Here is a 24,700-nt window from a genome sequence, read left to right as displayed (position 1 = left end):
CGAGGACTCGGTGGGCACTCGGTCCGATCGATTCTTCTTTTGCTCCCGCTCGATCAGGTCGGCCGGTGGCGCCGAAGTGTCAACCAGCTCAGGGGGACTGGTCGATGGGCCGTCGACTACGCCGTCGACTGGCGTCGAGGCGGTCTCAGCCGTGGTGGCCCCGCTCGACGACTCGGCCGCCGACTGCGTGGCCGACGAATCCGAGGACTGCCGCTCGGTTGTCGATTTTTTCGTGGACCGTGTCTCGGAGGCGTCGGGGCTGGACTTGACGGTCGACCGTCCGGCGCCGACGGACGTTCTCGGCTTTGTGCCCGAGACAGTCGACGTCGACGAACCGCTCGACGACTCCGAACCCGGGTCTGTGGGCGAGGACGAATTCGTCGCCCCCGACGATGTGCCCGTCGATCCCGACGATGTGCCCGTCGATCCCGTCGACCCAGATGACGAGCTCGCCGACCCCGACGAGCTCGAGGACCCGGATGAAGACCCCGCCGATGAACTCGAGGACGACTGCCCTCCGTCGTCGGCGAACGCCGACCCCATGCCGCAGGTGCCGACCAAACCCGCTACCCCGAGCGAGAAGGCGACGGCCCCGACCCGTAACGCCACCCTTGCCGAATTCATCAGCGGTCCGACACCTCCGCCGGACCGCTGATCTGAGAGGGCATCAGCTGCTCAGCCAGACGTACCAGAGGCCGTCGCCGCCCTGACGGCAATCCCAGTGCCCGTAGTTGGCGTCGCCCTGGGCGATCTCGACGTTCGGACCGTCCACATTGCAGGCTTCGAGCGTCGAGTAGCCGCCCTCCACCTGTACTTCGTCGGCGTGCGCCACGCCGACACCGAGGGCCAGCAGCCCTCCCAGCGCCAACGTTCCCGCCGCGATCATCCTCTTCATGCTCGTGCCTTCCGTAGCTGGTTTGGACCACCCCGCCCTGATTGCCGACGTAAACGTCGCGCGCGCGGATTGAGAATTATTAACGCAACTGTTAGCGAGCTGGCAGCACAAAGTTAGTTAGTTCATCTGTTCAGATGACATTTGCGAGGGTAGGACTCAGAGATCGTCGACGGACAGGATGTCGTCCTGGATCGCTCGGGCGACTAGAGCCGCCTTGGTCGGCGCCGGCCGGCCGACCGCCGCATATTTCGCCCGCACCCGCTGCAGGTGGGTCGCGACGGTGGAGGGCTCGATGTACAGCCGCTCGGCCACCGCATTCTTGTTCTCGGTCTGAAACCAGGCGATCAGCACCTGTTGTTCTCGGCGAGTCAGCTGCGGGCGGGCCTTGCGGCGGCCGCTGTGCAGCGTCGGGGGCACGTGCGGGCGGCCGTGGTGGGCGGCGTCGATGGCGGCCGCCAGCACGTGTTCGGGTTCGTGTTTGGCGATACAGCCGACCGCCCCCGCATCCAGCGTGGCGGCGACGACGTCGTCGTTGACTGAACAGGTGTAGACGACGACGCGATGGCCGGCGTCGCAGATCTCGCGCAGCGCAGCGAGCTCCGGACCACCGCCGTCGCAGGGCAGGTCGAACAACACGACCAGGCCCGGGGTGGCCTTCCGATATGCCGCGGCGAACTCCGCTGGACTGGTGAAATGGCCGATGATCTCGGTGTGTGGGTGGCTGCGCCTCAACCACGACAGGATGCCCGCGTACACGACTCGCTGATTGCCGACGACCACGACCGACGTCGAACGCTCCTCGTCGTCCGGCGGTGGCATGCCGCAGACCCCCTATGTCGTGCAGACGCCGCTGCAGTTGTTTGCTTATGAAAGCATCGCTACGCGGCCCACGAGTTCGCTTTGAGCTAAATCGATCTCGTGGCGCGGCGAGTGTTCGCGCATCATGCGGATGGTTGCCCATAACTCTACTGATTGAAACGCGAACGAACGCCAAGGCGCCGAGCAGCCAGGGGTCCCAGCGGGACTGCTACGGCCGAGCCGGCTCAGCAGAACTGGTACTCGACGTCCCAGAAGCCGGGTGAGGGGATCCAGCGGGCCGAGAACTGTCCGCCGAGGGCGGGATCGGCATCGTGGATCATTCCCGTCCCGCCGACGGCCGGAACGAAGCCCGGCGGATCCCATGAGATCGAGACCGGCTCTCCCGGCGTATCGGGCGTGCACCCGATCTGCTTCACGAGGTAGCCATCGGTGATCGTCCACTCCGCACTGGCTTGATCGGGGCTCGGCAGAGGGGGTGAGGCGTGCACGACGGCCGACGCCCCGATGGTCGCGGCGGTGATCACGCCCGCCACCGAGAGGATGAAACGCTGACCGCGCATCCGACACCTCCTTGCACACCCGACCTCTGTGACGTTAGTCGGCTCGGGATCGGGCGGTTTCGTTTCGGCTCAGTCGGGATCGGCGCCCGACCGGCGCCGCGCGTGGACGTCAACGGCTTCGAACCTGACGGCAACATCCCGGCAACACCGCATGGATAGCTTCGGGCGACCGACAACCCGGAGGTCATCTAAATGAATGAGTCGTTCGCCGCAGCCGCTGCCGAAACCCTCACCAGGGGGATCGGACGACGCGATTTCGTGCGCGCGGTGGCAGCGGTGGGGGCCGGGGCGGGCATCACCGCCGTCGCGGCCGCCTGTGCGACGGGTGACACCCCTGCGGCGACCGGCGCGACGCCCGGCCGCTTCGAGATCCTCCAACCCGACCATGGCGACATCGCCGGCGACCACTACCTGCAGTCGGCGCCCGATCAAGTGCTGTGGGGTTATGTGCCCACCGTGCATGCCGCGCCGGTGATTCGGATGCGCTCGGAGCAGACGATCACCGTGGACACCGTCTCCCACGAAGGCATTCTCGAGGATCAGGGCCGCAATCCCGTCGAGTACTTCGGTGGCAAGGGAGTCAAGGAATCCGATGTCCTGCAGGACGCCATAGCGGTCGCATCCGAATACAACCGCACACCGCGCGACTTTGACAAGGACGGTCCCCATGTGGTGACCGGCCCAGTATTCGTCGAAGGCGCTCAACCCGGTGATGTGCTGAAAATCGAGACGCTGCAGGCCATTCCGCGGGTGCCGTATGGAGTGGTTTCGAGTCGGCACGGTAAAGGCGCGCTCGCTCGCAAGGCGGACGGAACTGCGCCGGATGGCATCAGCATCGAAGAAGTGATGCCGCCCGTCGCCACCGACCGCAGGCCCAACGCAAACCCGCTCGAGTACGGCAATGTCTCCACCTTCACCGCCGTGGAGGACGGTCACGGCGTCATGTCTTACGGTGACGCGCGGGTGCGGTTCCCCCTGTCACCGTTCATGGGCCTGATGGGTGTCGCCTTCTCACAGGACCGGGATATGACTGCGCCGACAGCGAATTCGATCCCACCCACCGTCGCCGGCGGCAACATCGACATCCGGCTGCTGGGCGAGGGTTCCACGCTGTACCTTCCGGTCTTCGCAGAGGGTGCCCTGTTCTACGTCGGCGATCCGCACATGGCGATGGGGGACGGCGAAGTGGCGCTCACCGCAATGGAAGGCTCACTGCGCGGCACCTACCGCCTGACGGTCTGTAAGCCCGGATCCGGTGATGCGCCCTCGGTCGCATACCACTATCCGTTCGCCGAGACCGAATCCGCCTGGCTGCCAATAGGATTGTCCGATCCCGACGGGGCGACCGGAGGTAACAGCAGCGATCTGAACATCGCGATGCGGCGGGCCGTTGTCAACGCGCTGGACTTCCTGCAGAACGACAAGGGGATGGACCGTGCGACCGCGTACGCCTACCTGTCGGCTGCATCGGATTTCGTTGTCTCCCAGGTCGTCGACCGCACCGTCGGCGTGCACGGCCAGATCTACAAATCACACTTCACCGTGTAATCGGGCGCGTGGCGGCGTCGTCACCGCCCTGACAGGTACTTCTCGAGCTTGTCCAGCGCAGCCTTGTAGCCCCACTTCATCCCGAACGCGGCCATCTTGGCCTTCGCGCCGATGTTGGTGATCGTGACGTTGAGCTGGACGACTGTCATCCCGTCTTTCTCGGTGAGGATGACATCGTTGACGTGCTCGATCGTCGACCCTTCTTCCTCGCCCTCGGTCCACGACCGCGCGTCATAGGTCAGGCGCGAGGGTTCCTCGATGCGGGTGAACGTGCCGCTCATCGGCCAGCGGGTGCCCTGGTACTTGCCCATGGCCTCACCGGCCTCCATGACGATGTGGATCTTCCCGCCGACCACCAGATCGATCTCACATTCCGGCACGAACGTCTTCTCCGGCCCCCACCACTCCCGCACCATGTCGGGATCCGTCCAAGCCTGCCAAACGGTTTCGATCGGGGCGCGGTACGAGCGTTCGAGGTTCAGCTTCTTGGTCTTCTTGAACATCTGCATCAGCATGGTGAGTCCTCCTGGTGTCGATCGGGCGGTCAGGCGGTGCAGCGGTCAGTCGTCAGTGCGTTCACTGATGGATTCGAGATACCTGCCCAGCGAATCGAGGCGGGTCTCCCAGAGTTGTGCGAAGGACTCGGCCCAGCGGCCGATGTCCTCGAACGGTGCGGCCTCCAGGTGGTAGATCCGCCGCCGAGCCAGGGCCTGGCCGGCGACGATCCCCGAATCACCCAGCACCCGAAGGTGCTTACTGACCTGCGGCTGGCGGATTTCGAGTGCCTCGGCGATCTCGCCGACCGAAAGCGGCCCAGCGCGCAACAATTCGACGATCTTCAGGCGGCTTGGTTCGGCGAGAGCTCCGAAGACCGTCGACTGCACGGTTCGACGCTAGGACCCATGACATATTCCTGTCAAGGAATATGTCCGGAGAGGCTACGTTGGAGGTATGGCTCGCGTCCTGATCTTCGGTGGCCACGGCAAGGTGGCCCTGCACCTGTCCCGGATCCTCAGTGAGCGTGGAGACGAGGTGACCTCGGTGTTCCGCAACCCGGACCACTCCGAAGAGGTGATGGTGACCGGGGCCCAGCCACTGGTGGGCGATATCGAGGCCCTGGACGTCGAAGCCCTGACCGAAATCATCGCGGGACACGACGCGGTGGTGTTCGCCGCCGGCGCGGGCGGCGGCAACCCGACGCGTACGTACGCGGTGGACCGCGACGCCGCCATCCGCATCATCGATGCCGCCGAACGTGCGGGGGTTGGCCGATTCATCATGGTGTCGTACTTCGGCGCGAGTCCCGACCACGGTGTGCCCAAGGACAATTCGTTTTTTCATTATGCCGAGGCCAAGGCCGCTGCCGATGCGCATCTGCGAGCCAGTGGTCTGCAATGGACGATACTGGGGCCGGGACGCCTCACCCTGGAGCCGTCCACGGGACGGATCGCCGTCGGTCCCGATGCCGTCGGAGGCGAAGTCTCCCGTGAAGACGTCGCGCTCGTGGCCGCTGCCTGCTTGGTCGACGACAGCACCGTCGGACGCACCGTCGAGTTCAACAACGGCGATATCCCGATCGCCGAAGCATTCTCCAGACTTGCGTGATTCGGCTAATCGCACCGGAAGTAGAGCAAGCGCGAAGCAATTGAAATTCCGGAAGTTCCGGACGAATTGCGACGCTGACACGTATGTCATCGAATGGGGGTTACCTCCATTCCATCCGGTATGGTTTGGCCAGCTCAAGCGCCCGGCATAGCACCGGTATCCACTGCTCACAGGATTGGGCGGAACCCGGGAAGGGTCGGCTACGTGTGAAATCCACATTTCGTATGTAGCCATTTCGCGAAATCACTCCGTGATCTATCCGGCCGTGCCACGATTCGCCGTATCCATTTCGACGACCGGAAGAAACGCCATGAAAGCAATATCCGCCGGCACCATTTTCGCCGGTTTAGCAGCCTCCGCCTTTTTCCTCGCACCGCTGGCGGCCGCCAGCCCCGAGGACGCCTACCTCAATGTGCTCGGCGAGGCGGGTGTGACCTGGCCGGGTGCCACTCCCGACAACATGATCGCCGCAGGCAAGGGCGTGTGTACGGACTGGGCCAACGGCGCGACTCTGGAGGGCGAGATCGCCGGGCTCGCAGAGCATCTCGATCCACATGACGCGGGTGTGCTCGTCGGTGCGGCGACGGCAGCGTTCTGTCCCGAGTACGAGGCCAAGGTCACCGAGGGCTGACCTGCCGCGGGCCGACTGGCCCCCATTCTGCGAGCGCCGGTCATACGATCAGCGCAGCCGTCCCGCGCTCGACGGCCGAGGAAAGGAAAGCCGTTCTTGACTACATACGAGTCATCACGAGAGCCCGTGCGTGGGGTGACGCCGTCGCGAGTCCTGCCTCTGGTCGCCGCGGGATTGCTGGTGGTGGGCTGCGGAGGCTCTGCAGGGGAGGCGGCGGAGGCCCACAACGCGTCGAAATCGCCTACCTCCCAAGCATCGTCGGCTGCCCAGAATCCCGATCCCGCACCGGACCCCAACGCACCCGCCGACGGCGAGATGATCGTCTTCTATGACATGGCCACCACGCCCGAAGCGACCAACGGGCGCAACATCATGCAGAACGGTCAACTGCTCGAAGAACTCGCGAACGATATCAACGAGACGCTCAGGCTGCCCCACGACATTTCCCTGCGCGGTTCGCAGTGCGATCAGCCCAACGCCTTTTGGAGCGCGGACGACAACACGATCACCCTTTGTTACGAGGATGCCGACTGGGCGCAGCGGGTCTTCACCCAAGCCGGTGATGCCGATCCCACGGCGTCGGCGCTCAATTCCGAGTACGCGACGTTTTATCACGAAGTCGGGCACATGGCGATCAGCATCTACGACCTTCCCGTCACCGGGCGTGAGGAGGATGTGGCAGACCAGCTTGCCGCGTTCGTGCTCTTGGCGCCGGGCGACGACGGCCGAGCCGATCCCGAGTCGGTGCAGGCAGTGAAGGACTTCGCTCGGGCGTTCGGCGCCTCGGGTGCGCAGAACACGGTACTGAGCGCGGACGATTTCGCCGACGAACACTCATTGGACGAGACCCGCATGTACAACCTCGAGTGCTGGATCTACGGCTCAGACCCCAAGGCCAACGCGGACCTCGTCACCAGCGGTGAACTGCCCGAGGATCGGGCATCGGGATGCCAAGCGGAGTGGGAACAACTCGACCAAGCCTGGTCGACGTTGCTCGACCCCTATTTCAAATAGCGGTCAATCGTCGGCGGGGCACAACAGGGAGTGCACGACACCTGCCTCCTCGTAACGGAGTTCGTGCGCAGGGTGGCGCAGTGGCTCGACGGTGGCGTCGTCGTGCACGATGATTCCGCCCCCGGAGGGGATACCGATCCCGGTAGCGGCACCCTGCAGCGCATCGATTGCTCCCGACAACCGGGACCAGCCGGAATGTTCGTCGTGTGTGTCGATGATCGCGGGGACGAGCCCGAACACGTCGAGCAGCTCGGGTGTGACCGACTCCGCTCTCTCGACGATGCCGTAGCGGCCGAGTTGGATCGCGCCGGCGGAAATGCCGACCAGGACGGCTCCTTGGGTAAAGCGAGTCCGGATCACATCCGCCATGCCGGTGCTCTCGAAGACGTTCCAGCCGATCCGCACATCACCGCCTGCGAGGACGATCACGCGGGCTCGCTCGAGAAAGGCGCGGTCGTCCTGGCCGAAAGACGAGTCGACCATGTGGAGGTCGGCGATTCCGACGGCGTCCATGGCAGCTTCGAAGATGTCGTAGAACTCGAGGCGATCACCGTTGGACGCGCCGATGTATGCGGCGCTCAGCGGCGCGTCTCGGGCGAGATCGTCGACCGCCGGCTCGAGCAGCAGACGCTCGTGTTGCTTCCAGAACAGCAGCTGACTGTCCGCCAGAAGATAGAGCGGCCTCAGGTTGTGGTGGGGAGTCGACGTCAACTGGCGTCCCGGGACCGGGACCGGCCCAGGCGCCACTTGTTCTTCTTGGGTGTCTGGTACGCATCATGGGTCCAGGCGTCCCACATGGCCTCGGCTTCCTCCTGAACCGGGCTGTTGGTCACCTGCCATCCGAGGTTGACGACTTCTGTTGTGCACCAACGGATCAGCGACCCGTCGGCGCCGATCTCCTGGGCGAGCAGGACCCGCTCGTCGGGGCTGAGCTGGTCGCTGAACGCCTGCATGGTGGTTTTCAGCCGCCAGTAGGGCACGACCCCGTCGCATTGCCGGCAGAGTCCCAGAAGCTCCACACGCGCGCGCCCCAGCAGGGACGCCGGCTCTTCTTCGGTGGTTGGGCTCTCCGTTGTCTGCGTACGTGGGGGGCTGGGCTCCTGCGTTTCCTCGGCATGTCCGGTCAGCTGGCCGTACTTGATGCGGAGCTCTTCGAGCTCGGCCTCGACGGCCAGGGCCCGCTCACGCCACCAAGCGGCGTGGTATTGCGCCAGTTTGGCTTCGCACTCAGGGCAGATCACCGCGTCGCCCGCGGCATCGCCAAGCAACGTGGCGCTGGTGAGCGCGAGACCGCAGAGCGGCCGGCGGTCGTTGCGATTGAGGTAGTCCCCGTGGTGCACCACCGACGCCGAAGTGTCCCGTACGTAGCTGTGGGGTGGTTCCACATCAGCCAAAGTAATTGAGCGGGAGCGACGTTTCCGTTGGTTCAGTGAAAACGGTCGACAGCCCCGGCGCGTCATCGCCCCGGGGCTGCCGATTGGGTGAAGTGTTACTTGTTGTTGTCCGAGTTCGGCTTGTTTCCGCCGTCGTTGCCGCCGGCGCCGTTGTCACCGGGTGTGGTGCCCTGTGTCGTGCCAGTCGGCGCGGCGCCCGCCGCATCGGTCTTCTTCGAAACGTCGATGTCCACGTCCACTTTCGCGCCTTCACCCGTCGCAGCCTGCGTACCGGTCTTGGCGCCAGGGGAGAAGTTCAACGAATTCCTCACCAGGTCGCGAGCCGACGGCTGCCTCTTCGGGAGCAAGTTCTTGGGCAGCAGGCCGGTGAGACGCCGGTTCTCCTGCTTGACGGGCTTCGGCTGTTCGGAGGCCGGCTTCGGGCCGGTTTCGTTCTTCGCGGCCGGCTCTTCCTGCAGCGAGGCTTCCGGTGCGTCCGCTGCAAGGCGGGCGACACGCTGGTTGCCCGTCACCAAGGTGGTGACCCCCGGGCCTGCCGGGGCATCGGCGCGAACGACGACGTCTTCGATCGCGCCGTTGATCCGCTCGGTCGCGCTCCACAGTCCATTGCGGAAGTTCTCCACCAGGTTGCCCGGTCCGCCGATCGGCGCCGGCAGCGCATCGCGCAGTCCGTAGAGCGCCGGGTCGGCCACCCACAGCGGGCCGTCGACGATGTTCTCCACCGCGTCGAGCGCTGCTTCGGTGTCGCCCTGGGCGACCGCGGCCGCCACCTGAACCACGCCCACCGGACCGAGCACGGTGGCGGCGGCGAGCCGCAGTGTCGAGGCGATCACACCCTCGGTGACGCGCGAGAACCCTTCGATCGGTCCCTCGACCGCGTCGTACTCGACGGGACCGGGCTGCTCGAACGCCTCGATGGTCCCGTTGACGAAGCGCTGCACCAGCGCCCCCGGGTCCTGCAAACCCTCGTTGATCTCGAGGGTGAGCCTGTACAGCTGGTTACGAATCGTTGCGACGAGTCCGTCCGGCCCGCCGAGCGGCGCGGGCAGCGCGTCACGCAAGGCGAACAGCGCGGGATCGATCGCCCACAGCGGCGCGTCGACGATGTTCTTCACGAATGCTTCGAAGCCCTCGGCGCCGTCGCCCTCGCTGATGGCTTGCGCGAGCTCGATCAGCCGAAGAGGCGCAAGCGCGGTGGAACCGATGCGCAGCGCGGACGCGGCGAATCCCTGACCGATGCGTCCCACGCTGTCGAAGCCGGTGACCGGGTCGTAGTCGTTGACGGCTTCCCCACCGGGCCGGTTGAACGCGGCGAGGGTGCCCTCGATGAAGTCCTCCAGCGCAGCACCGGGTGCGAATGTCTCCAGCAAAGCCCGCTGCGCTTCGAACTGTCGTTGGATCTCGCTGGTGTTCGCGGCCATCAGTGCCACGTCGTGCGATCTGCCCTCTGCCGGGACATTCGCTGGTGCCGGTGCGATCGGACCGGCGGCGATGACCCCTGCCCCCACAAGTGCCACCCCGGTCGTCACATACTTCTTGGCGCTGGCCTTCATGAGCCCCTCCCTGGTTTGCGCGCATGTTACGAACAGCAACCTACGCCCGCGTCGATACCGAAGGCAAGTCGCCCCAAGTGTTCTACCCAGATGGATTGCTGCTATCGGTCGGCTGGGCCGCCAATGCCAGGCAACTACCTGCTAAGACGGCTTTGAAAGGCTTGAAAGAGATCGTGAAAGCGTTGCGAGGCCTTCGCTGACGCGTACGCGTCCTTCAGGTCAGCACGGGTGAAGCAAGCGATTTGGCAAATAGATCCCGCGTGGGCTGTGGGTTGCTGACACTTTCCGCTGATGAGTCGTGAGGAGCGCGCGCGCCGCTTCGGTCGGATGGACGATGGAGGAGCGTCGCGCCGCTGTCCAGTTTGCGAAGAGCGGCGGGCGGCCGGCGCCCCGAGCCGGAGGCTTGCGCGACCAGCTGGGGCGGGCCGAGGTACCAAGAGGTAGGTGAGCAAACGGGTGACGCCGGATGCGCCGCCATCGAGGAGGCGACGCGCGGCCACCGCTACCGGGCGGCCGGCGTCACGCTCACTGCACCAGTGACGGAATGTTGAACGGTTGGCTGTCCCTGGCCGCCAGGTATTCGGGCCTGGGAGTCTCGGCTCGGTAGGGCGCCACGAGCTGGTTCTCGACGGAGTTGAAGACCAGAAAGACGTTCGAGCGGGGGAACGGGGTGATGTTCGAGCCCGATCCGTGCATCACGTTCGAGTCGAACCACAGCGCGGTGCCGGCAGGCCCGGTGATCTGGTCGATGCCGTAGCGGGCGGCGGCCTCGGTGAGTGTGGCCTGGCTCGGGACGCCGATCTCCTGCTTGACCAGGGAAGAGGTGTGGTTGTTGCGCGGGGTCGCCCCGACGCAGGGGTAGAACGTCTTGTGTGAACCCGGCATCACCATCAGGGAGCCGTTGTAGGGGAAGTTGTCGGTCAGCGAGATCGAACACGATACGGCGCGCATGGCGGGCATGCCGTCCTCGGCGTGCCAGGTCTCGAAATCGGAATGCCAGTAGAACCCGGTCCCGGTGAATCCCGGCATCAGGTTGATCCGGGCCTGGTGCAGGTAGACGTCACTGCCCAACAGTTGACGGGCCACGGGCAACACGGTGTCGAGGGTGACCACCTCGGCGATGACATCGCTGAAGAGGTGGGGCTGGAACACCGACCGGATGCTGCCGCCGGGCTCGCGGATGATCCGTGGATCTTCCGGGTCGGCCTTGGCGCCGATGTTGTCGAGCTCGCCGCGCAGTGTCGACAGCCAGTTGTCGTCCACTGCCGAACGCTGCACCAGGTATCCGTTGGCCTCGATCGACTGCAGGTCGGTCTCGAACAGCGGCCCGGCCGACTCCTGGCCCCACACCGTGGGCTCCTCGCGCGGAATCGGATCGCTCGGTTCCGCCAGCCGCGTGGGATATCGGTCCCTGGTGTCGGTAAATCTGTTGTCGCTCAACTTGCTTGCACCGCCGGAGGAGGGTAGGCACCGGTCTCGTCGTGGACCTCTTGGCCGGTCACGGGAGGGTTGAATACACACAGCATCCGCAGCTGAGTATCGCATGTGACGCGGTGCCGTTCATGGCCGTCGAGCAGATACATGGTGCCGGGCGCAAGCGGGTGTTCCTCACCGGTCTCGTGGTTGGTGAGCGTGCCGGTGCCCTCGACCACCCACACCGCTTCGACATGGTGGCGGTAGTGGAACTCGTTGACGGAGTTCGCGTTGATCGTGGTCTCGTGGAAGGAGAAACCGACGCCGTCACCCGCCAGGATGATTCGCTTGGATCTCCAGTCCTTGGCCGACACGTCGCGGTCGGTACCGGTGATCTCGTCAGTGGTGCGCACGATCACGTCGTGCTCCTTTCGGCGTGATGTGGTCAGGAAAGCGTGGCGGCCACCGAATCGGCCAGGATGTCGATGCCCGCATCGAGATCCGACTCGGAAGTGGTCAGCGGGGGGAGCAGTTTGACGACCTCGTCCGAGGGCCCGCTGGTCTCCATGAGCACCCCGCGTTCGAACGCCGCGCGGCACACGGCCGACGCCATCGGCGCATCTTCGAACTTGAGTCCCTGCGCCATGCCCCGTCCGCGCGCGGTGACGCCCGGGTACTTGTCGGCGATGGTTTCCAGCCGGTCCCGGATTTGCTGCCCCTTGGCGGTCGTGTCGTCACTGAATGTCTCGGTCTGCCAGAAGATCTCGAGCGCCTTGCTGGCGGTGACGAATGCCGGGTTGTGGCCCCGGAAGGTGCCGTTGTGCTCGCCGGGCGTCCACACGTCGAGGTCCCTGCGGAACAAGGTCAGTGCCATCGGAAGACCGTACCCACTGATCGACTTGGACAGTGTGACGATGTCGGGGACGATGCCGGCCTCCTCGAAGCTGAAGAACCGGCCGGTTCGCCCGCAGCCCATCTGCACATCGTCGACGATCAACAGGATTTCGCGGCGGCTGCACAACTCGGCGAGCGCCTGCAACCACTCCATCCGCGCGACGTTGAGACCGCCCTCGCCCTGCACGGTTTCGACGATCACCGCGGCCGGATGGTTGAGCCCGCCGCCCGAGTCGTCGAGCACCCGCTCGAACCAGTGGAAGTCCTCGGTGACGCCGCCGAAGTAGTTGTCGTAAGGCATCGGTGTGGCGTGCACCAGCGGAATACCGGCACCGGCCCGCTTCATCGAGTTACCGGTGACCGACAACGCGCCCAGGGTCATGCCGTGAAATGCGTTGGTGAAGTTGATGATCGATTCCCGACCGGTGACTTTGCGGGCCAGCTTGAGCGCTGATTCGACGGCGTTCGCGCCGGTCGGCCCGGGGAACTGCACCTTGTAGTCGAGATTGCGGGGCTTGAGGATGAGCTGCTCGAAGTTCTGCAGGAACTCCGTCTTGGCCGCCGTCGCCATATCGAGCGAATGCACGATGTTGTCGTTGGTCAGGTATTCGATCAACGGCCGTTTCAGCTCCGGGTTGTTGTGGCCGTAGTTCAGTGCGCCGGCTCCCGCGAAGAAGTCGAGATAGCGCCGACCGGAGGTGTCGGTCAACCACGATCCCTGGGCCACGGCCATGGTGGTCGGCCACCCGCGGCAGTAACTGCGCACTTCCGATTCGACGGAGTTATAGACCTCGGGGAGGTCGGATTCGTTGGGGCGGGGGAGTGTTGCTGGCGTAGACATGTGTCCTTTCTGAGGGGTCAGTCGGCCAAAGGTGTGGTGATGGGTCCGATTCGCACAGTCGGCTCGTCCTCGTGGGACTGATCGGCCGCCAGGTGTGCGGCGGTGAAGCGGGGCTCCTCGATGAGTGGCACCCCGTGTCGCCGAGCGAAAGCGCCGAAGAACGCACGCGAAGCCGAATTGCTCGGCGCCACTGTGGCTTCCACGGTGACCGGATGACCTCGGCGGTTCGCGCGAACCCGGTCAACAAGGCCGTCGAGCATGGCGCTTGCCAGGCCCGTGCCCCGCGCAGACGCCGAGACGGCCACCTGCCAGACGAAGAGGACCTCGGGGCGGGCCGGCGGATGGTAGCCGGTGATCAGCCCGCAGATCGCGCCGTCCTTCTCCGCGACGATGGAGGTACTGGCAAAGTCCGTGGCCATCAACAGGTAGGTGTACGTGGAATTAAGATCGAGCACTTCGGTCTCGGCCACCAGACGATGCATTGCGATGGCATCGCCCTCATTCGGCGAGCGGAGATGATTCGTCCACGAATCTGGTTGCACTGCTGACTCTTTCAAGCCAGCTGTCCGCTCCTCCGGGACTGCGTCCCGGTCGCGAATGGTCACTTGCGTTGTCACCACCGAACAAAATCATCGAATCACATCAGTTACGTCATCGGCGTTATGACCGTATGCCAGCAAAAAATGACAGGCAAGTATCGACTGCTCACGCACACGCCCGGGGCGCCGCCGTGCACGGGAGTTACCTGCGCGGATGCCGAGGTCTGAGACGGCGATCACTTGATCAAGCCGTTATCGAAACGTGATCTATCGATGGCGTAAATGATTCGTCCGCCTAACAACGGGTACGTTATGACGCATCCGTCAATGTGGACGGGATGCCATCCAAACGGCGCGCGTGTCGGGGATTTCGCAGCTTGTGGGCGCTCGGCCGATGCCCGGTGCGCCGCGGACACTGCTGACCTCTCGGAGGGGATTTTTGTGCGACGCATCATCGGACTGCTCATCGGTACCACCGCCACCGCGGTCGCCTTCGCCGCACCCGCGGCGGCCGATCAGGCGGAGTTCGTGCGCAAGCTTCAGCAGCAGTACGTCTTCCTCTCGGCGGACCAGTTGATCGCCACGGGGAACAAGGTCTGCGCCAATGCGGCGCGTGGTGTGCCCGCCGCCGACTCGATGTTGATGGTGCGCGAGGAGCTCGGCGTGTCGATTCAAGCCGCAGTGGACATCGTCAGCCTCAGCGTCAGCGAACTCGGCTGTTGATCCCCCGCGGCACTGGCTGAGTTTGGTAACAAGCTGGTCAAGTGGCGCGTGGCACGCTGAGCATGCCGGCTGGGAGTTGCTAGCTTGCCCGCGTGAAATCGTCTGTGCGCAGACTCGGGGCTGTGTTGTTCGCGCTGGTGATGTGCGTTGGAATCCAAGCGCCGGCGGCCGATGCGTATTCACGTGACGGGCTGCCGGTCGAGACGCTCGAGGTGCCGTCTGCGTCGATGGGCCGAAACATCCGGGTGCAGTTCCAGGGCGGTGGTCCGCACTCGGTGTATCTGCTCGACGGACTGCGCGCGCAAGAGGATGCCAACGGTTGGGACATCAACACCGGTGCGTTCGAGTGGTTCTACGAGTCCGGGATCTCGGTCGTCATGCCCGTGGGCGGACAGGCCAGCTTCTACACCGACTGGTATCAGCCTGCGGTCGGAAGCGCGGGCACCGTAACCTACAAATGGGAGACATTCCTGACTCAGGAACTGCCCGCGTGGTTGGCGGCCAACCGGGGGCAGGCGCCGATCGGCAACGCCGTTGTGGGCCTTTCGATGTCGGGTAGCGCGGCGCTGACCCTTGCCGTATGGCACCCGCGGCAGTTCATCTTCGCCGGATCACTGTCGGGCTACCTGAACCCGTCGAGCGGTCTGTGGCCCACGCTGATCGGCTTCTCGATGAAGGATGCGGGCGGGTACAGCGCGGCCCATATGTGGGGCCCGACGTCGGACCCGGCATGGCGCCGCAACGACCCGATGGTCAACGTCAACACGCTGGTCGCCAACAACACCGCGCTGTGGGTTTACTGCGGAAACGGCGCGACCTCCGAACTCGACGACGGGGCGAATTTCGGTGCGCAGTACAGCGCACAGTTCCTCGAGAACATCACGCTGTCGACGAATAAAGAGTTCCAGCGCAAGTACCTCGCGGCCGGTGGACGAAATGCGGTGTTCAACTTCCCGACCGACGGGACGCACACCTGGGCCTATTGGGGTTCGCAGCTTCAGGCGATGAAGCCCGACCTGGTGCGCATCCTCGGAGGCGCCCGCCCCTGACAGGGTTCGGTCATACGATGGCCGGGGAACCATTGTGTGGGGTGAGACATGACGGACACGCGCGGGGGTCTCCACGACGAGATCGCACGCCTGGCACGAAGCCTGCACAGCCAGAAGAGCGCGGACATGGACGTCGACAATCTCGTCGACGAGGTGACGGCGACGGCGGTGCGCATCCTGCCGAATGTGCACCACGCGGGGATTTCGCTGGTGGACCCGAAAAGCCGGCGGGTGCGCTCGGTCGCTGCCACGGGTCCGGTGCCCAAGAACCTCGACACCCTGCAGGAGGAGCTTCAGCAGGGCCCCTGCATCGACGCCATCCACGAACACGTGACGGTGCGGATCAGCGATTTCCGGAACGAGGACCGGTGGGTCGAGTTCATCGGACGCGCCCTCGAGATCACCCCGGTGCGTTCCAGCCTGGCCATCCAGCTCTACACCCACGATTCGGAGATCGGTGCGCTGAACCTCTACTCGGAGCGGGCTTGCGCGTTCACCCCGCAGCTCGAGGATCTGGCGCTGGCGGTGGCGGCGCACGCGGCGATCGGTTTGGCGACCGCGCGCCGTGACGACCAGTTCCAGACCGCTCTGGCATCGCGCGACATCATCGGTCAGGCCAAAGGCATGATCATGGAGCGCTTCGGCGTCGACGCGCCGGCCGCGTTCAACCTCCTGGTCAGCCTCTCTCAGGAGAAGAACACTCCGTTGCATCTGATCGCGGCGCAGCTGGTGGACGCAGCGCGCCCGCCCGGGTAGCCACATCGGGTTTTGACCTGCTGACCGGCGCGGATGGGTCCCCGTTTAGGTATCGGTACCGTGGAGTCGCTACCCTATTGCGGGTTAAGACTGCAGCCTCGTTGATCGGAATGACCGCTACGGTGGTTGCCAAACAAGAGGTGAGGCTTGGACGGACAACTTTGTACCGAGAACTGGGTGGGACGCGTCGCTGTCGTCGCCGCCTCCGGTGATCTCGACATGCTCACGGCGCCGCAGCTGCGGGACGCCGTTCAGGCGGCGTTGGGCAAGGATCCGGTGGGCTTGATCGTCGACTTGACCAGCGTGGAGTTCCTGGGGTCCGCGGGCATGCAGGTGCTGATGGAGACCCACAACCAGACCGATGGCACCGCGACGCGGTTCGCCGTCGTCGCGGACGGTTCCGCCACCAGCCGGCCCTTGAAAATCACGGGGATCGCCGATCTGATCGACCTGTTCTCCTCGTTGGACGCGGCGCTCGACAACCTCACTGCGTGAGCTCGGACCGGACGGGGTAACCACACAGGACCATGAATGCTCCGTCAGAACTCGGTTTCTCGAGCAACGGCCCCGCGGACGCGCACACCGTTGCGGAGTTCCGCGGTGCCTTCAAGCATTGGCTGGGGACGAATTTCGCTCTCGACGCCGATCGCCTCAGCGACATATTGCTGGCTGTGAATGAAGCCTTGACCAACGCCGCTGAATTCGCGTATGTCCAGGCTGGACAAGCCGGAACCATGTCGGTGACGGCCCGTTACGACGCCGGAGACCGGCGTCTGGTCGCGACCATCTCCGACCACGGAGCCTGGCTGGAGAAAGAGCCCGACGGCAAGCCGAACACCCGCGGTCGCGGCATCGAGCTGATGCGCGCCCTGTCCGATCGGGCCACGATCGAGCGCTCGGCGTCCGGTACCCGAGTGCAGCTCGAATTCGACGATTGCCCGCTCGCCTCGCAGGAGCCTTTCGCGACTTCTGCCTGATTCGTGTTTGACCGGCCGCACAGGCGGGTAAAGGACGCATCGCTGACTTCCACCGCAGAAAGCGAGTGCAGGCATGGGCGGAACCTTCCCGGGCGTCGACAGCACGCAACCCGGTATCTGCGCCGAGCGCGGAACCAGGCAGCCGTAGCGGACGCGGTCGGGAACCGGAAATGTCCGTCGCGGCGATCTCGCGCCCGTCGTTGCAGCCCAGGCACACGCTGTCCGTCGCCGCCGGTATGTGTGCAATCGGGGCGCCGGGGCACATCGTCGTGTCGGTGACCGGTGAAGTCGATGCCGCCAACGCCAAGGAGTTCGCGTCCGTCGTCACCGACACGATCGCGGACGCGCGGCACGTCACGCTGGATCTCTCCGGTCTGGACTTCTTTGCGTTCGACGGGGTCGCCGCCCTTCACGCCCTCAACGCCCGGCTGCTGCGGGCCGGCGTGCCGTGGCGCGTGCTGCCCGGCAACGCCGTGTCCCGGGTTCTCGCGCTGTGTGATCCCGAGGCGCTGATTCCCCTGGTCCGCGTGGAACCGCCGTCGCCGCCCCGCAGACCCACGCTGCGGCTGGTGGGCTAGACACACCGCTTTGTGACGGTCGTGGCGCCTGTTGTCTGTTTGCTGTCGTGTCGGCCTGTGATCTACCGCTCACTTTGACGACGAAAGGTAAGAAACCTTTATACGTGCGATCGACCACAATATTCCGAAGGCCTTGCGGCAGCGGTATTTACACAGGTCAATAGCCTTCCTCCGGTCGCGGGAATTTGGTAACAATCGGGTAACGCGCGATTTTCTAAGCGGTGTCTGAGAGGGATTCAGGTGTCGCTTTTCGCGCCGCCATGGGATGTCGGATTTCGTCGCTAAACTCGGTTCAGACCGCGCCGATTTGGCGCGTTACGACTTGGAATCTAGGGCCGGTGCACGCCATGCCGGCGGAGGTACCGAATAACGGTGGTTGACTTTTTGATGCCTGAACATGCGCCCACCCCATTGGGTGCGGTGAAGCTGAGCCGGGGGCCGATCGGTGATATCGCCACAACCGGCATTGGTACGACCGTGGTGACGCATCCGGGCGACGACAGCGTGGCGGTGCTCAATGCCCGCACCCTCGCCGCCGAGGCCATCGTCGCGGTTCACGGCGAGCCGTTCTCGGTGGCGGTCCACGACGACCGGGCCTACGTGAGCACGTCATCCTGGACCCACAAGGACGAGGTCACCGTCGTGGACACCGCCACCACATCGGTGATCGCGTCGTACCCGCTGGCCGACAACATCACGGCGCTGGTCGTGAGCCCCGACGGCAAGCGCGTCTATGCCGGCCGAACCGGTGACGGGCACATCGACGTCGCGGTGATCGACATCCCCGCCGACCGCATGGGCACCATCGACATCGCGACCGGCGCCGGCATCGGCATCGATGCCCTCGCGATTGACCCGAGCGGAACGCGGCTCTACGTCGCCACCACCGATGCGCGTGGCAGCGCGGTCCTGACCGTCGAACTCGAGACCGGGCGGGTCGGCAGCGCGGTGCGGATCGGTGCGCCGATTCGCGACATCGCCCTCGCCGACGGCGCCGCGTTCGTCCTGAGCTCGGACCGAACCCGCGGCGGCGTCGTGCACCTGATCGAGTTCTCCTCGGGACGTGTCACCGACGTCATCGAGATCGGCGGTGCCCCAACCCAATTGGTGATGGGTGGAGACAAGAGCAGGGCCTACATCGTCGATTATGACCACGTCGCGGTGCTGTGCACGCTCACCCTGCAGATCGTCGACACCATCACCGTCGACGGCCGGCCGTCCTGTGTGGCCGTCGACTCGCACGGTGGCCGGCTGTATGTGGCCGACTACGCGGGCGGGGTGTCGACGTTCGCCATAAACGCATCGATGCCGCTGTTGTATTCGGAGTTCGTCGCGACGGATCCGATCGTGGCTCCCGAGGCGCGCGAGCTGGAGCCGGTCACCGCTTAAGTCGCGGGCCGCACATCGCGCCTCCGCAGATTGCGTTGAACCTTCGTCGCGGCTTTCCCGTCGTACCACCTGACGGCCACCGGGGCCTTCAGGTCACGAAGGGAGCGCGAGATGCGCGCAATACTGTTGACAATGGTCGGGCTGGCCGCAGTGGCATGCGGTGCGATCCTGACGCCGGCCGCCGTCGCGTCGGCGGCCGAATCGGCTGAACTGACCATCGCCACACTCGAGGCACAAGGCTTCGACGTCAAGGTCAACCGCATCGGGAGTGCACCCCTCGACGAGTGCGTCATCACCGATGTCCGAAATGCCCGCGAGCGAACCGAATTGGTGCGACGCGGCGACGATCTGATCCAGGTGGTGGCCCAGCGCACGATCACCGTCACCGCGGATTGCTCGCGCTGATGCGGCGGTTTCGGTGTGGTCGGTCGCGGGTATCGCAACCGACCGCACCGAAATGTCTAGCGACCGCTGCAGTCCAGCGACACCGAGATCGGCTTGCTGATGGTCACGGGGAACAGCACACCGTCCTGATTTCCGCCGAGCAGCGGCACCAACTGCGTGAACTCCTGGGGATTGCGTACGCTGGTGACCACGCAGTCGGACAGCGGGGCCGTGCCGATCTTGTCGATGGTCACGTTGTACCCCTGGTCCTGCAGCTTGCTGATGACCTCCTGCGCCGATTCCTGGTCATCGGCCCATGCGACACCCGCAGGCAGGGCGATCGTCACGCACGCGACGGCCGCGACTCCGGCGAGGATTCCTGTGGTCCGCATGCGGTCCATGATCCCCTATCAGCGCTCGGCGCGCTGGTAAGCGGTCACAACCGCGGCACCGCCGAGCCCGATGTTGTGCTGCAGGGCGGCGGTGACGTCATCGACCTGGCGCTTGTCGGCCATGCCGCGCAACTGCCACGTCAGCTCCGCACACTGCGCGAGACCCGTCGCTCCGAGCGGGTGCCCCTTGGAGATCAGCCCACCCGAGGGGTTGACCACCCAACGGCCGCCGTAGGTGGTCTCGTTGTTGTCGATGAGCTTGGGCGCCTCGCCCTCACCGCACAGCCCGAGCGCCTCGTAGAGCAGTAGCTCGTTGGCCGAGAAGCAGTCGTGCAGCTCGATCACCTGGAAGTCGGCCGGCCCAAGCCCCGACTGGTCGTAAACCTGCTGCGCGGCTTTGACATTCATGTCGTAGCCGATGAGGTTCTTGGCGCTGCCGTCGAAGCTGGACTGGAAATCGGTGGTCATCGCCTGGCCGACGATCTCCACCGCTTGGCCCGCCAGGCCGTGCTTGTCGACGAAGTCCTCGCTCACCACGATCGCCGCGCCGGACCCGTCCGACGTGGGTGAGCACTGCAGCTTGGTCAGCGGATCGGAGATCATTTTCGCGGCCAGGACGTCGTCCAGGCTGTATTCCTCCTGGAACTGCGCATACGGATTGTTCACCGAATGCTTGTGGTTCTTGTACCCGATCTTCGCGAAATGCTCTGCGGTGCTTCCATGCTGGCGCATGTGCTCGCGACCCGCGGCGCCGAACATCCACGGCGCGACGGGGAAGCCGAACTCGTCGATCTCGGCCATCGCCGCGACGTGCTTGGCCATCGGGGATTCACGATCGTCGTGGCCGCCCTTGAGGGAGCCGGGCTGCATCTTCTCGAAACCGAGAGCGATGACGCAGTCGGCGAGCCCGCCGCGGATCGTCTGCGCGGCAAGGAACAGCGCGGTGGAACCGGTCGAGCAGTTGTTGTTGACGTTGGCGATCGGAATGCCCGTCAGGCCGAGTTCATAGAGCGCCCGGTTGCCCGACGTGGAGTCGCCGGCGACGTAGCCGACGAACCCCTGCTGTACTTCGGAGTAGTCGATGCCGGCATCGTCGAGCGCCTTGGTGCCCGACTCCTTGGCCATCTGGGGGTAGTCCCAACCTTCACGGCGGCCCGGCTTCTCGAACTTCGTCATACCGACACCGACGACGAAGACCCTGTTGCTTCTGGCGGTCGACATTCTTCAGTCCTTTCGCAGCGCTGCGGGTTACAGAAACATACAGCGCGCGACCTGTCTAGGCCGACGACGGCGGGGCGCCGCCGCAGCGGGCCCCGCCTTGTCGAGGATCACCCGAAGAGCACGACGTGCCGGGGGCAGTAGTGGTCGACGGAGGCGACCACGAACGTCGCGACCTGGTCGACGGTCAGGTCGGTGTCGTCGAGGATCTCCAGACCGAGGTCGACGGGATCCGCGCCCCCGTCCAGCCTCGAGCAGACGTCGTGTGCGGTGCCGATCGCGGCCTTGGGGGTGTCGTAGGCGATGCCGTCGGCGCTGATCTCGGACAGGAACATGTCATCTTCGGAGCTGAGCGCGGCGGCGGTGCCCGAACCCGCGACGGCGGCCACTCCGAGCGCACCTGCGGCGAGCACGGTGCCGGTCCACCGGTGCAGGCGAGAGACGGTGCCGGACTTGGCGAAACGGTGTGAAGCGATCATCGTGACTCCTGTGAATGTCGGTTCCGGGTGGCCCCGGGCTGACATCAGAGTCGGACAGCGCCCTTGAAGGATTCTTGAAGCGGCCCTGGTGGACGGTTCAGGCGTACTTCAACCACCAGTTGTGCAGGTCGACGAGGTTGTCGCTTTGGGCATCGCCCAGCAGGAGATTGTCGTTGATGGTCCACGACAGGTCCTGGTTGCCGTTGAAGACACCGCAGGCGATGCGACCTTCGACCTCGTCCGGTGTTTCGGTGTAGTGCCAGGTGGTCGGCGAATCCGCGCCGCTGTTCGGGCATCGCACCAGCTCCTGGTTGGCGGCGACGGAGTCGTCGAAGGCCTTGTCCAGAGCCGGCTGGTCGGCGAACAGCGAGTAACGCGCGTTCGCGGGGCCGCCCTGGGGTGCTGCCGCGCCGCAATCGACCGTCGCCAGTGCGCCGGGGGCGGGTGGACGTACGGGTTGGCAGACGCCGTCGTCGTACCCGCGCGGCAGCAGCCCGAGCAGTTTGGCGTCGGCCGAGTCCGGAGTCGGTGAAGGCGTCGTCGTGCGCGGGGGCCGCCTCGTGGTGCGCTCGGTGGTCGGTGACGGCGCGGTCGTCGTGGTTGTCGACGCTGACGGCGTGTCATCGGGTTTGACCAGGAACCAAATCCCCACCGTGCCGAGCGCCACGACGAACACGGCGATCGCCGCGGCGATCGGCAGCCACGGCGTGCCTTTGCGCGGGGCACCCGCAGGCCGAGGCCCCGTCGGCGCGGGTGTGGCCCACATGGGCCCGCTCGGGGGTCCGCTCGGCTGGCCGGGCGCGCCCATCGGACCGCTCGGCGGACCGCCCCCGGGCGGCGGTGGCGTGTGGAAAGCGGCCGGATGGGCACCCGGCGGTGTGGGCGGCGGGGTCGGCGGCGGCGTCTGGTACCACGCGGGCGGCGGCGGCGGAGCCGTACCCGCGGCCTCGCTGCGCTGCAGGATGGTGGCGGCTTGGTCCTGATCTCGCTGTGTCAGTGTGTCATTCGCCGCCGCCGCCAGATCGCCTGCGCTCGCATACCGGTCCTCGGGTTTCTTGGCCATACCGCGGGCGATCACCGCGTCGAACGCCGTCGGGATACCGGGCCGTTGCTGGCTGGGTTTCGGGACAGGTTGCATCAGGTGCGCGGTGATGACGACGGTGACGCTGTCGCCCGGAAACGGCTGCGAGCCGGTAAGGCATTCGTGCAGAACACAAGTCAACGCATAGATGTCCGCGCGGTAGGTCACCTCGTCGTTGGTGAAGCGTTCCGGCGCCATGTATGCGTACGTGCCGACCGCGGTGCCCAGTTCGGTGAGCTTCTCGTCGGTGGCGGCGTTGGCGATGCCGAAGTCGACGAGATAGGCGAAGTCATCGCGGGTCAGAATGATGTTCTCTGGCTTGACGTCTCGGTGCATGATGCCGCTCTCATGCGCGGCGTCCAGAGCCGATGCGATCTGTTTGATGATGGCCACCGCACGCGCGGGTGTCATCGGGCCGTAGTTCTTGAGCACCTTGCGCAGATCGGTACCGTCGATCATCCGCATGTCGACATAGAGCATGCCGTCGACTTCGCCGTAGTCGTGGATCGGCACCACGTGGGGTTCCTGCAGCCGGCCCGCTGAGTGTGCTTCGCGCCGTAGCCGCTTGCGGAAGACGGGATCGTTGGAGGCCGATTCGGGTAACAGCTTCAGCGCGACTATTCGGTCCTTGACGGTGTCCTCGGCTTCGTACACCTCACCCATCCCGCCCTTGCCCAGTAACCGGCGCAGCCGATAGGGGCCGATCTGGGAACCCACACGGGATTCCCCCCGTTCGGGGTCGGTCATCGGATGCTCCTCGGGCGGTTCGGTAGCCGGCGAAAACACCCTAATCCGGCATCAGGCCGGATGCGGCTCTATCCGGAACGTGAACTCGTGGTCGCAGATGCGGACGGAGTCGCCGTCGCCGAGCATCGCGGTGCCCCGGATCCGCTCACCCCGGACGTCGACCCCGTTCGCCGAGCGCAGGTCGGTGATCACGAAGCTGGTTCCGGTGTCTATGATCACGGCGTGGTGGCGGCTCACGCTGCTGCCGGCGAGCACGAGGTCGTTGTCGGCCAACCGCCCGATCCGCGTCGCCGTGGCCGTGAGCCGATGAATCTGGCCGCTCGCCGAGTGCAGAGCCGCCATCGCGGACGATGGGGCGATCGAAGTCCTCGCCGCGATGTCGCCGATGGTGTGGACGGCGGTGGTCTGCGCGGCCTTTCGAACATCGAGGGGCTGCTGGCGCAGGATCCGCTCGTGCAGCGCACGCACTGTCGGACCCGGGTCTATGCCGAGATCGTCGGCGAGCGTGGCCTTGAGCCGCTGATAGGCATCGAGGGCGTCGGACTGTCGCTCGGCAAGGTAGTAGGCGGTGATCAGCTGGGCCCACAGCGGCTCGCGGTACGGATGTGCGCTGACCAGGCCCTCGAGTTCGGCGATGACGGAATACGCCCGCCCACAGGCGATCTCGGCCTCAGCGTGTGCGGTGTGGGCGGTCACTTTGTCTTCGGTGAGAGCTGTGGCGTATGCGTCGACGAACTGGAAGTCGCGTAGATCGTCGAGCACGGGTCCGCGCCACTCGACGAGTGCAGTGCGCAGATGGCGGCTCGCCTGCTCGAACTGGCCCGCTGCGGCGGCCTGCACACCGGCGGCCTTCTCGGCGACGAAACGACCGAGGTCGCACGCGGTGTCATCGACGTCGAGCCGGTACCCCGGTGGCGCGTTGACCAAGACCGACCTCGGATCGGCGCCCGAGTTGCTCAGCAGCTTGCGCAGGTTCGAGATGTAGGAATGCAGGCTGGCCCTGGCTTCGGCCGGCGGCCACTGCTCCCACGCCGCGGTGATCAACGAGTCGGTGGAGACCGCCCGATTGCGATTCATCACGAGTACGGCCAGCACCGCCCGTTGTTTGGGGGTGCCCAGCGCGACCGGTGCGCTGTCGACTGTCATCTGCAGCGGTCCCAGCACACCGAACCCGATCTTGATCGCGGTCATCGCGGCCATTGTGACCCGCGCGGGAGGGGA

General features: G+C 65.4%; 29 protein-coding genes and 1 pseudogene. 13 read left to right on the top strand and 17 right to left on the bottom strand.

Annotated features, from left to right (window positions below):
* The first annotated feature begins 76 nt into the window (after positions 1–76).
* A complete protein-coding gene (locus AU072_RS01030; RefSeq protein WP_131808537.1) occupies positions 77–655 on the top strand; it encodes a hypothetical protein in 579 nt (192 codons plus the stop codon).
* Positions 656–667: 12 nt separating this feature from the next.
* Here the strand turns inward: AU072_RS01030 and AU072_RS01025 are convergent, their stop codons facing one another.
* The 3 genes from AU072_RS01025 to AU072_RS01015 form a co-directional block, all read right to left on the bottom strand.
* Positions 668–895, bottom strand: a complete 228-nt coding sequence (locus AU072_RS01025; protein ID WP_064412008.1) for a hypothetical protein — start codon at positions 893–895, stop codon at positions 668–670.
* Between the two features lie 156 nt (positions 896–1,051).
* Positions 1,052–1,714, bottom strand: coding sequence for a LuxR C-terminal-related transcriptional regulator (locus AU072_RS01020; RefSeq protein WP_064412007.1), 663 nt, complete (start codon positions 1,712–1,714; stop codon positions 1,052–1,054).
* 224 nt (positions 1,715–1,938) lie between these two features.
* Positions 1,939–2,274: a hypothetical protein gene (locus AU072_RS01015; protein ID WP_064412006.1), complete on the bottom strand. Its 336-nt coding sequence runs from the start codon at positions 2,272–2,274 to the stop codon at positions 1,939–1,941.
* Between the two features lie 192 nt (positions 2,275–2,466).
* Here AU072_RS01015 and AU072_RS01010 point away from each other — a divergent pair, with 192 nt between their 5' ends.
* Entirely contained in the window at positions 2,467–3,822 is a 1,356-nt protein-coding gene (locus AU072_RS01010) for an acetamidase/formamidase family protein (protein ID WP_064412005.1), read from the top strand.
* Between the two features lie 20 nt (positions 3,823–3,842).
* Here AU072_RS01010 and AU072_RS01005 read toward each other — a convergent pair whose 3' ends face one another.
* On the bottom strand, positions 3,843–4,337 hold the full coding sequence (locus AU072_RS01005; protein WP_064412004.1) for an SRPBCC family protein: 495 nt from the start codon (positions 4,335–4,337) through the stop codon (positions 3,843–3,845).
* Between the two features lie 45 nt (positions 4,338–4,382).
* A complete protein-coding gene (locus AU072_RS01000) occupies positions 4,383–4,706 on the bottom strand; it encodes an ArsR/SmtB family transcription factor (protein WP_064412003.1) in 324 nt (107 codons plus the stop codon).
* A gap of 67 nt (positions 4,707–4,773) precedes the next feature.
* Between AU072_RS01000 and AU072_RS00995 the strand changes: the two genes are divergently transcribed.
* The 3 genes from AU072_RS00995 to AU072_RS00985 all read left to right on the top strand — a co-directional run bounded on the left by AU072_RS00995 (position 4,774) and on the right by AU072_RS00985 (position 7,072).
* A complete protein-coding gene (locus tag AU072_RS00995; protein WP_064412002.1) occupies positions 4,774–5,427 on the top strand; it encodes an SDR family oxidoreductase in 654 nt (217 codons plus the stop codon).
* Positions 5,428–5,737: 310 nt separating this feature from the next.
* Positions 5,738–6,058 (top strand): DUF732 domain-containing protein, encoded by a 321-nt coding sequence (locus tag AU072_RS00990; protein ID WP_064412001.1) that lies wholly within the window; start codon positions 5,738–5,740, stop codon positions 6,056–6,058.
* A 315-nt stretch (positions 6,059–6,373) separates the two neighbouring features.
* Positions 6,374–7,072 carry a DUF4344 domain-containing metallopeptidase gene (locus tag AU072_RS00985; protein ID WP_407937578.1) on the top strand — a complete coding sequence of 233 codons (699 nt, stop codon included), beginning with the start codon at positions 6,374–6,376 and terminating at the stop codon, positions 7,070–7,072.
* A 3-nt stretch (positions 7,073–7,075) separates the two neighbouring features.
* Here the strand turns inward: AU072_RS00985 and AU072_RS00980 are convergent, their stop codons facing one another.
* From AU072_RS00980 to ectA, 7 genes are all read right to left on the bottom strand, one after another.
* A complete protein-coding gene (locus AU072_RS00980; protein WP_064412308.1) occupies positions 7,076–7,783 on the bottom strand; it encodes a Type 1 glutamine amidotransferase-like domain-containing protein in 708 nt (235 codons plus the stop codon).
* Entirely contained in the window at positions 7,780–8,457 is a 678-nt protein-coding gene (locus tag AU072_RS00975) for a hypothetical protein (RefSeq protein ID WP_235629892.1), read from the bottom strand. Before AU072_RS00975 ends, AU072_RS00980 begins: the two co-directional genes overlap by 4 nt.
* A 104-nt stretch (positions 8,458–8,561) precedes the next feature.
* The gene (locus tag AU072_RS00970) at positions 8,562–10,019 is read right to left on the bottom strand and encodes a hypothetical protein (protein ID WP_064411999.1); all 1,458 of its coding nucleotides are present in this window, start codon (positions 10,017–10,019) and stop codon (positions 8,562–8,564) included.
* Positions 10,020–10,544: 525 nt separating this feature from the next.
* Positions 10,545–11,459, bottom strand: coding sequence for an ectoine hydroxylase (gene thpD / locus AU072_RS00965; RefSeq protein ID WP_064411998.1), 915 nt, complete (start codon positions 11,457–11,459; stop codon positions 10,545–10,547).
* Positions 11,456–11,851 carry an ectoine synthase gene (locus AU072_RS00960; RefSeq protein WP_064411997.1) on the bottom strand — a complete coding sequence of 132 codons (396 nt, stop codon included), beginning with the start codon at positions 11,849–11,851 and terminating at the stop codon, positions 11,456–11,458. The genes thpD and AU072_RS00960 overlap by 4 nt, the downstream gene beginning before the upstream one ends.
* Before the next feature lie 26 nt (positions 11,852–11,877).
* Positions 11,878–13,167: a diaminobutyrate--2-oxoglutarate transaminase gene (ectB, locus tag AU072_RS00955; protein ID WP_064411996.1), complete on the bottom strand. Its 1,290-nt coding sequence runs from the start codon at positions 13,165–13,167 to the stop codon at positions 11,878–11,880.
* Positions 13,168–13,184: 17 nt separating this feature from the next.
* A complete protein-coding gene (gene ectA, locus AU072_RS00950; protein ID WP_407937577.1) occupies positions 13,185–13,724 on the bottom strand; it encodes a diaminobutyrate acetyltransferase in 540 nt (179 codons plus the stop codon).
* 423 nt (positions 13,725–14,147) lie between these two features.
* Here ectA and AU072_RS00945 point away from each other — a divergent pair, with 423 nt between their 5' ends.
* From AU072_RS00945 to AU072_RS00910, 8 genes and pseudogenes are all read left to right on the top strand, one after another.
* Positions 14,148–14,429, top strand: coding sequence for a DUF732 domain-containing protein (locus AU072_RS00945; protein ID WP_064411994.1), 282 nt, complete (start codon positions 14,148–14,150; stop codon positions 14,427–14,429).
* 140 nt (positions 14,430–14,569) lie between these two features.
* Positions 14,570–15,475, top strand: a pseudogene (locus tag AU072_RS00940) (esterase family protein); the annotation flags it as partial.
* Positions 15,476–15,526: 51 nt separating this feature from the next.
* On the top strand, positions 15,527–16,234 hold the full coding sequence (locus tag AU072_RS00935) for a GAF and ANTAR domain-containing protein (protein ID WP_082680885.1): 708 nt from the start codon (positions 15,527–15,529) through the stop codon (positions 16,232–16,234).
* 147 nt (positions 16,235–16,381) lie between these two features.
* A complete protein-coding gene (locus AU072_RS00930) occupies positions 16,382–16,729 on the top strand; it encodes an STAS domain-containing protein (protein WP_064411992.1) in 348 nt (115 codons plus the stop codon).
* A 32-nt stretch (positions 16,730–16,761) separates the two neighbouring features.
* Positions 16,762–17,211, top strand: coding sequence for an ATP-binding protein (locus AU072_RS00925; RefSeq protein ID WP_064411991.1), 450 nt, complete (start codon positions 16,762–16,764; stop codon positions 17,209–17,211).
* Between the two features lie 170 nt (positions 17,212–17,381).
* Entirely contained in the window at positions 17,382–17,789 is a 408-nt protein-coding gene (locus AU072_RS00920; RefSeq protein WP_064411990.1) for an STAS domain-containing protein, read from the top strand.
* A 372-nt stretch (positions 17,790–18,161) separates the two neighbouring features.
* Entirely contained in the window at positions 18,162–19,178 is a 1,017-nt protein-coding gene (locus tag AU072_RS00915; protein ID WP_133147249.1) for an MmpL3/TtfA transport complex stabilizer, read from the top strand.
* Positions 19,179–19,289: 111 nt separating this feature from the next.
* Positions 19,290–19,583: a hypothetical protein gene (locus AU072_RS00910; protein ID WP_064411988.1), complete on the top strand. Its 294-nt coding sequence runs from the start codon at positions 19,290–19,292 to the stop codon at positions 19,581–19,583.
* A gap of 56 nt (positions 19,584–19,639) precedes the next feature.
* Here the strand turns inward: AU072_RS00910 and AU072_RS00905 are convergent, their stop codons facing one another.
* From AU072_RS00905 to AU072_RS00885, 5 genes are all read right to left on the bottom strand, one after another.
* Positions 19,640–19,954, bottom strand: coding sequence for a hypothetical protein (locus tag AU072_RS00905; protein WP_174523773.1), 315 nt, complete (start codon positions 19,952–19,954; stop codon positions 19,640–19,642).
* Positions 19,955–19,972: 18 nt separating this feature from the next.
* Positions 19,973–21,175 (bottom strand): lipid-transfer protein, encoded by a 1,203-nt coding sequence (locus AU072_RS00900; protein WP_064411987.1) that lies wholly within the window; start codon positions 21,173–21,175, stop codon positions 19,973–19,975.
* Positions 21,176–21,282: 107 nt separating this feature from the next.
* Positions 21,283–21,651 carry a DUF732 domain-containing protein gene (locus AU072_RS00895; protein WP_064411986.1) on the bottom strand — a complete coding sequence of 123 codons (369 nt, stop codon included), beginning with the start codon at positions 21,649–21,651 and terminating at the stop codon, positions 21,283–21,285.
* 97 nt (positions 21,652–21,748) lie between these two features.
* Positions 21,749–23,479, bottom strand: coding sequence for a serine/threonine-protein kinase (locus tag AU072_RS00890; protein WP_064411985.1), 1,731 nt, complete (start codon positions 23,477–23,479; stop codon positions 21,749–21,751).
* 51 nt (positions 23,480–23,530) lie between these two features.
* On the bottom strand, positions 23,531–24,670 hold the full coding sequence (locus tag AU072_RS00885) for a BTAD domain-containing putative transcriptional regulator (protein ID WP_120270943.1): 1,140 nt from the start codon (positions 24,668–24,670) through the stop codon (positions 23,531–23,533).
* Between the last annotated feature and the right edge of the window lie 30 nt (positions 24,671–24,700).

It is taken from the genome of Mycolicibacterium novocastrense (assembly GCF_001499835.1).
GTDB classification, from domain to species: Bacteria; Actinomycetota; Actinomycetes; order Mycobacteriales; family Mycobacteriaceae; genus Mycobacterium; species Mycobacterium novocastrense.
The sequence above is the reverse complement of the archived record's forward strand: the minus strand, read 5'-3'. Positions and strand labels throughout refer to the sequence as shown.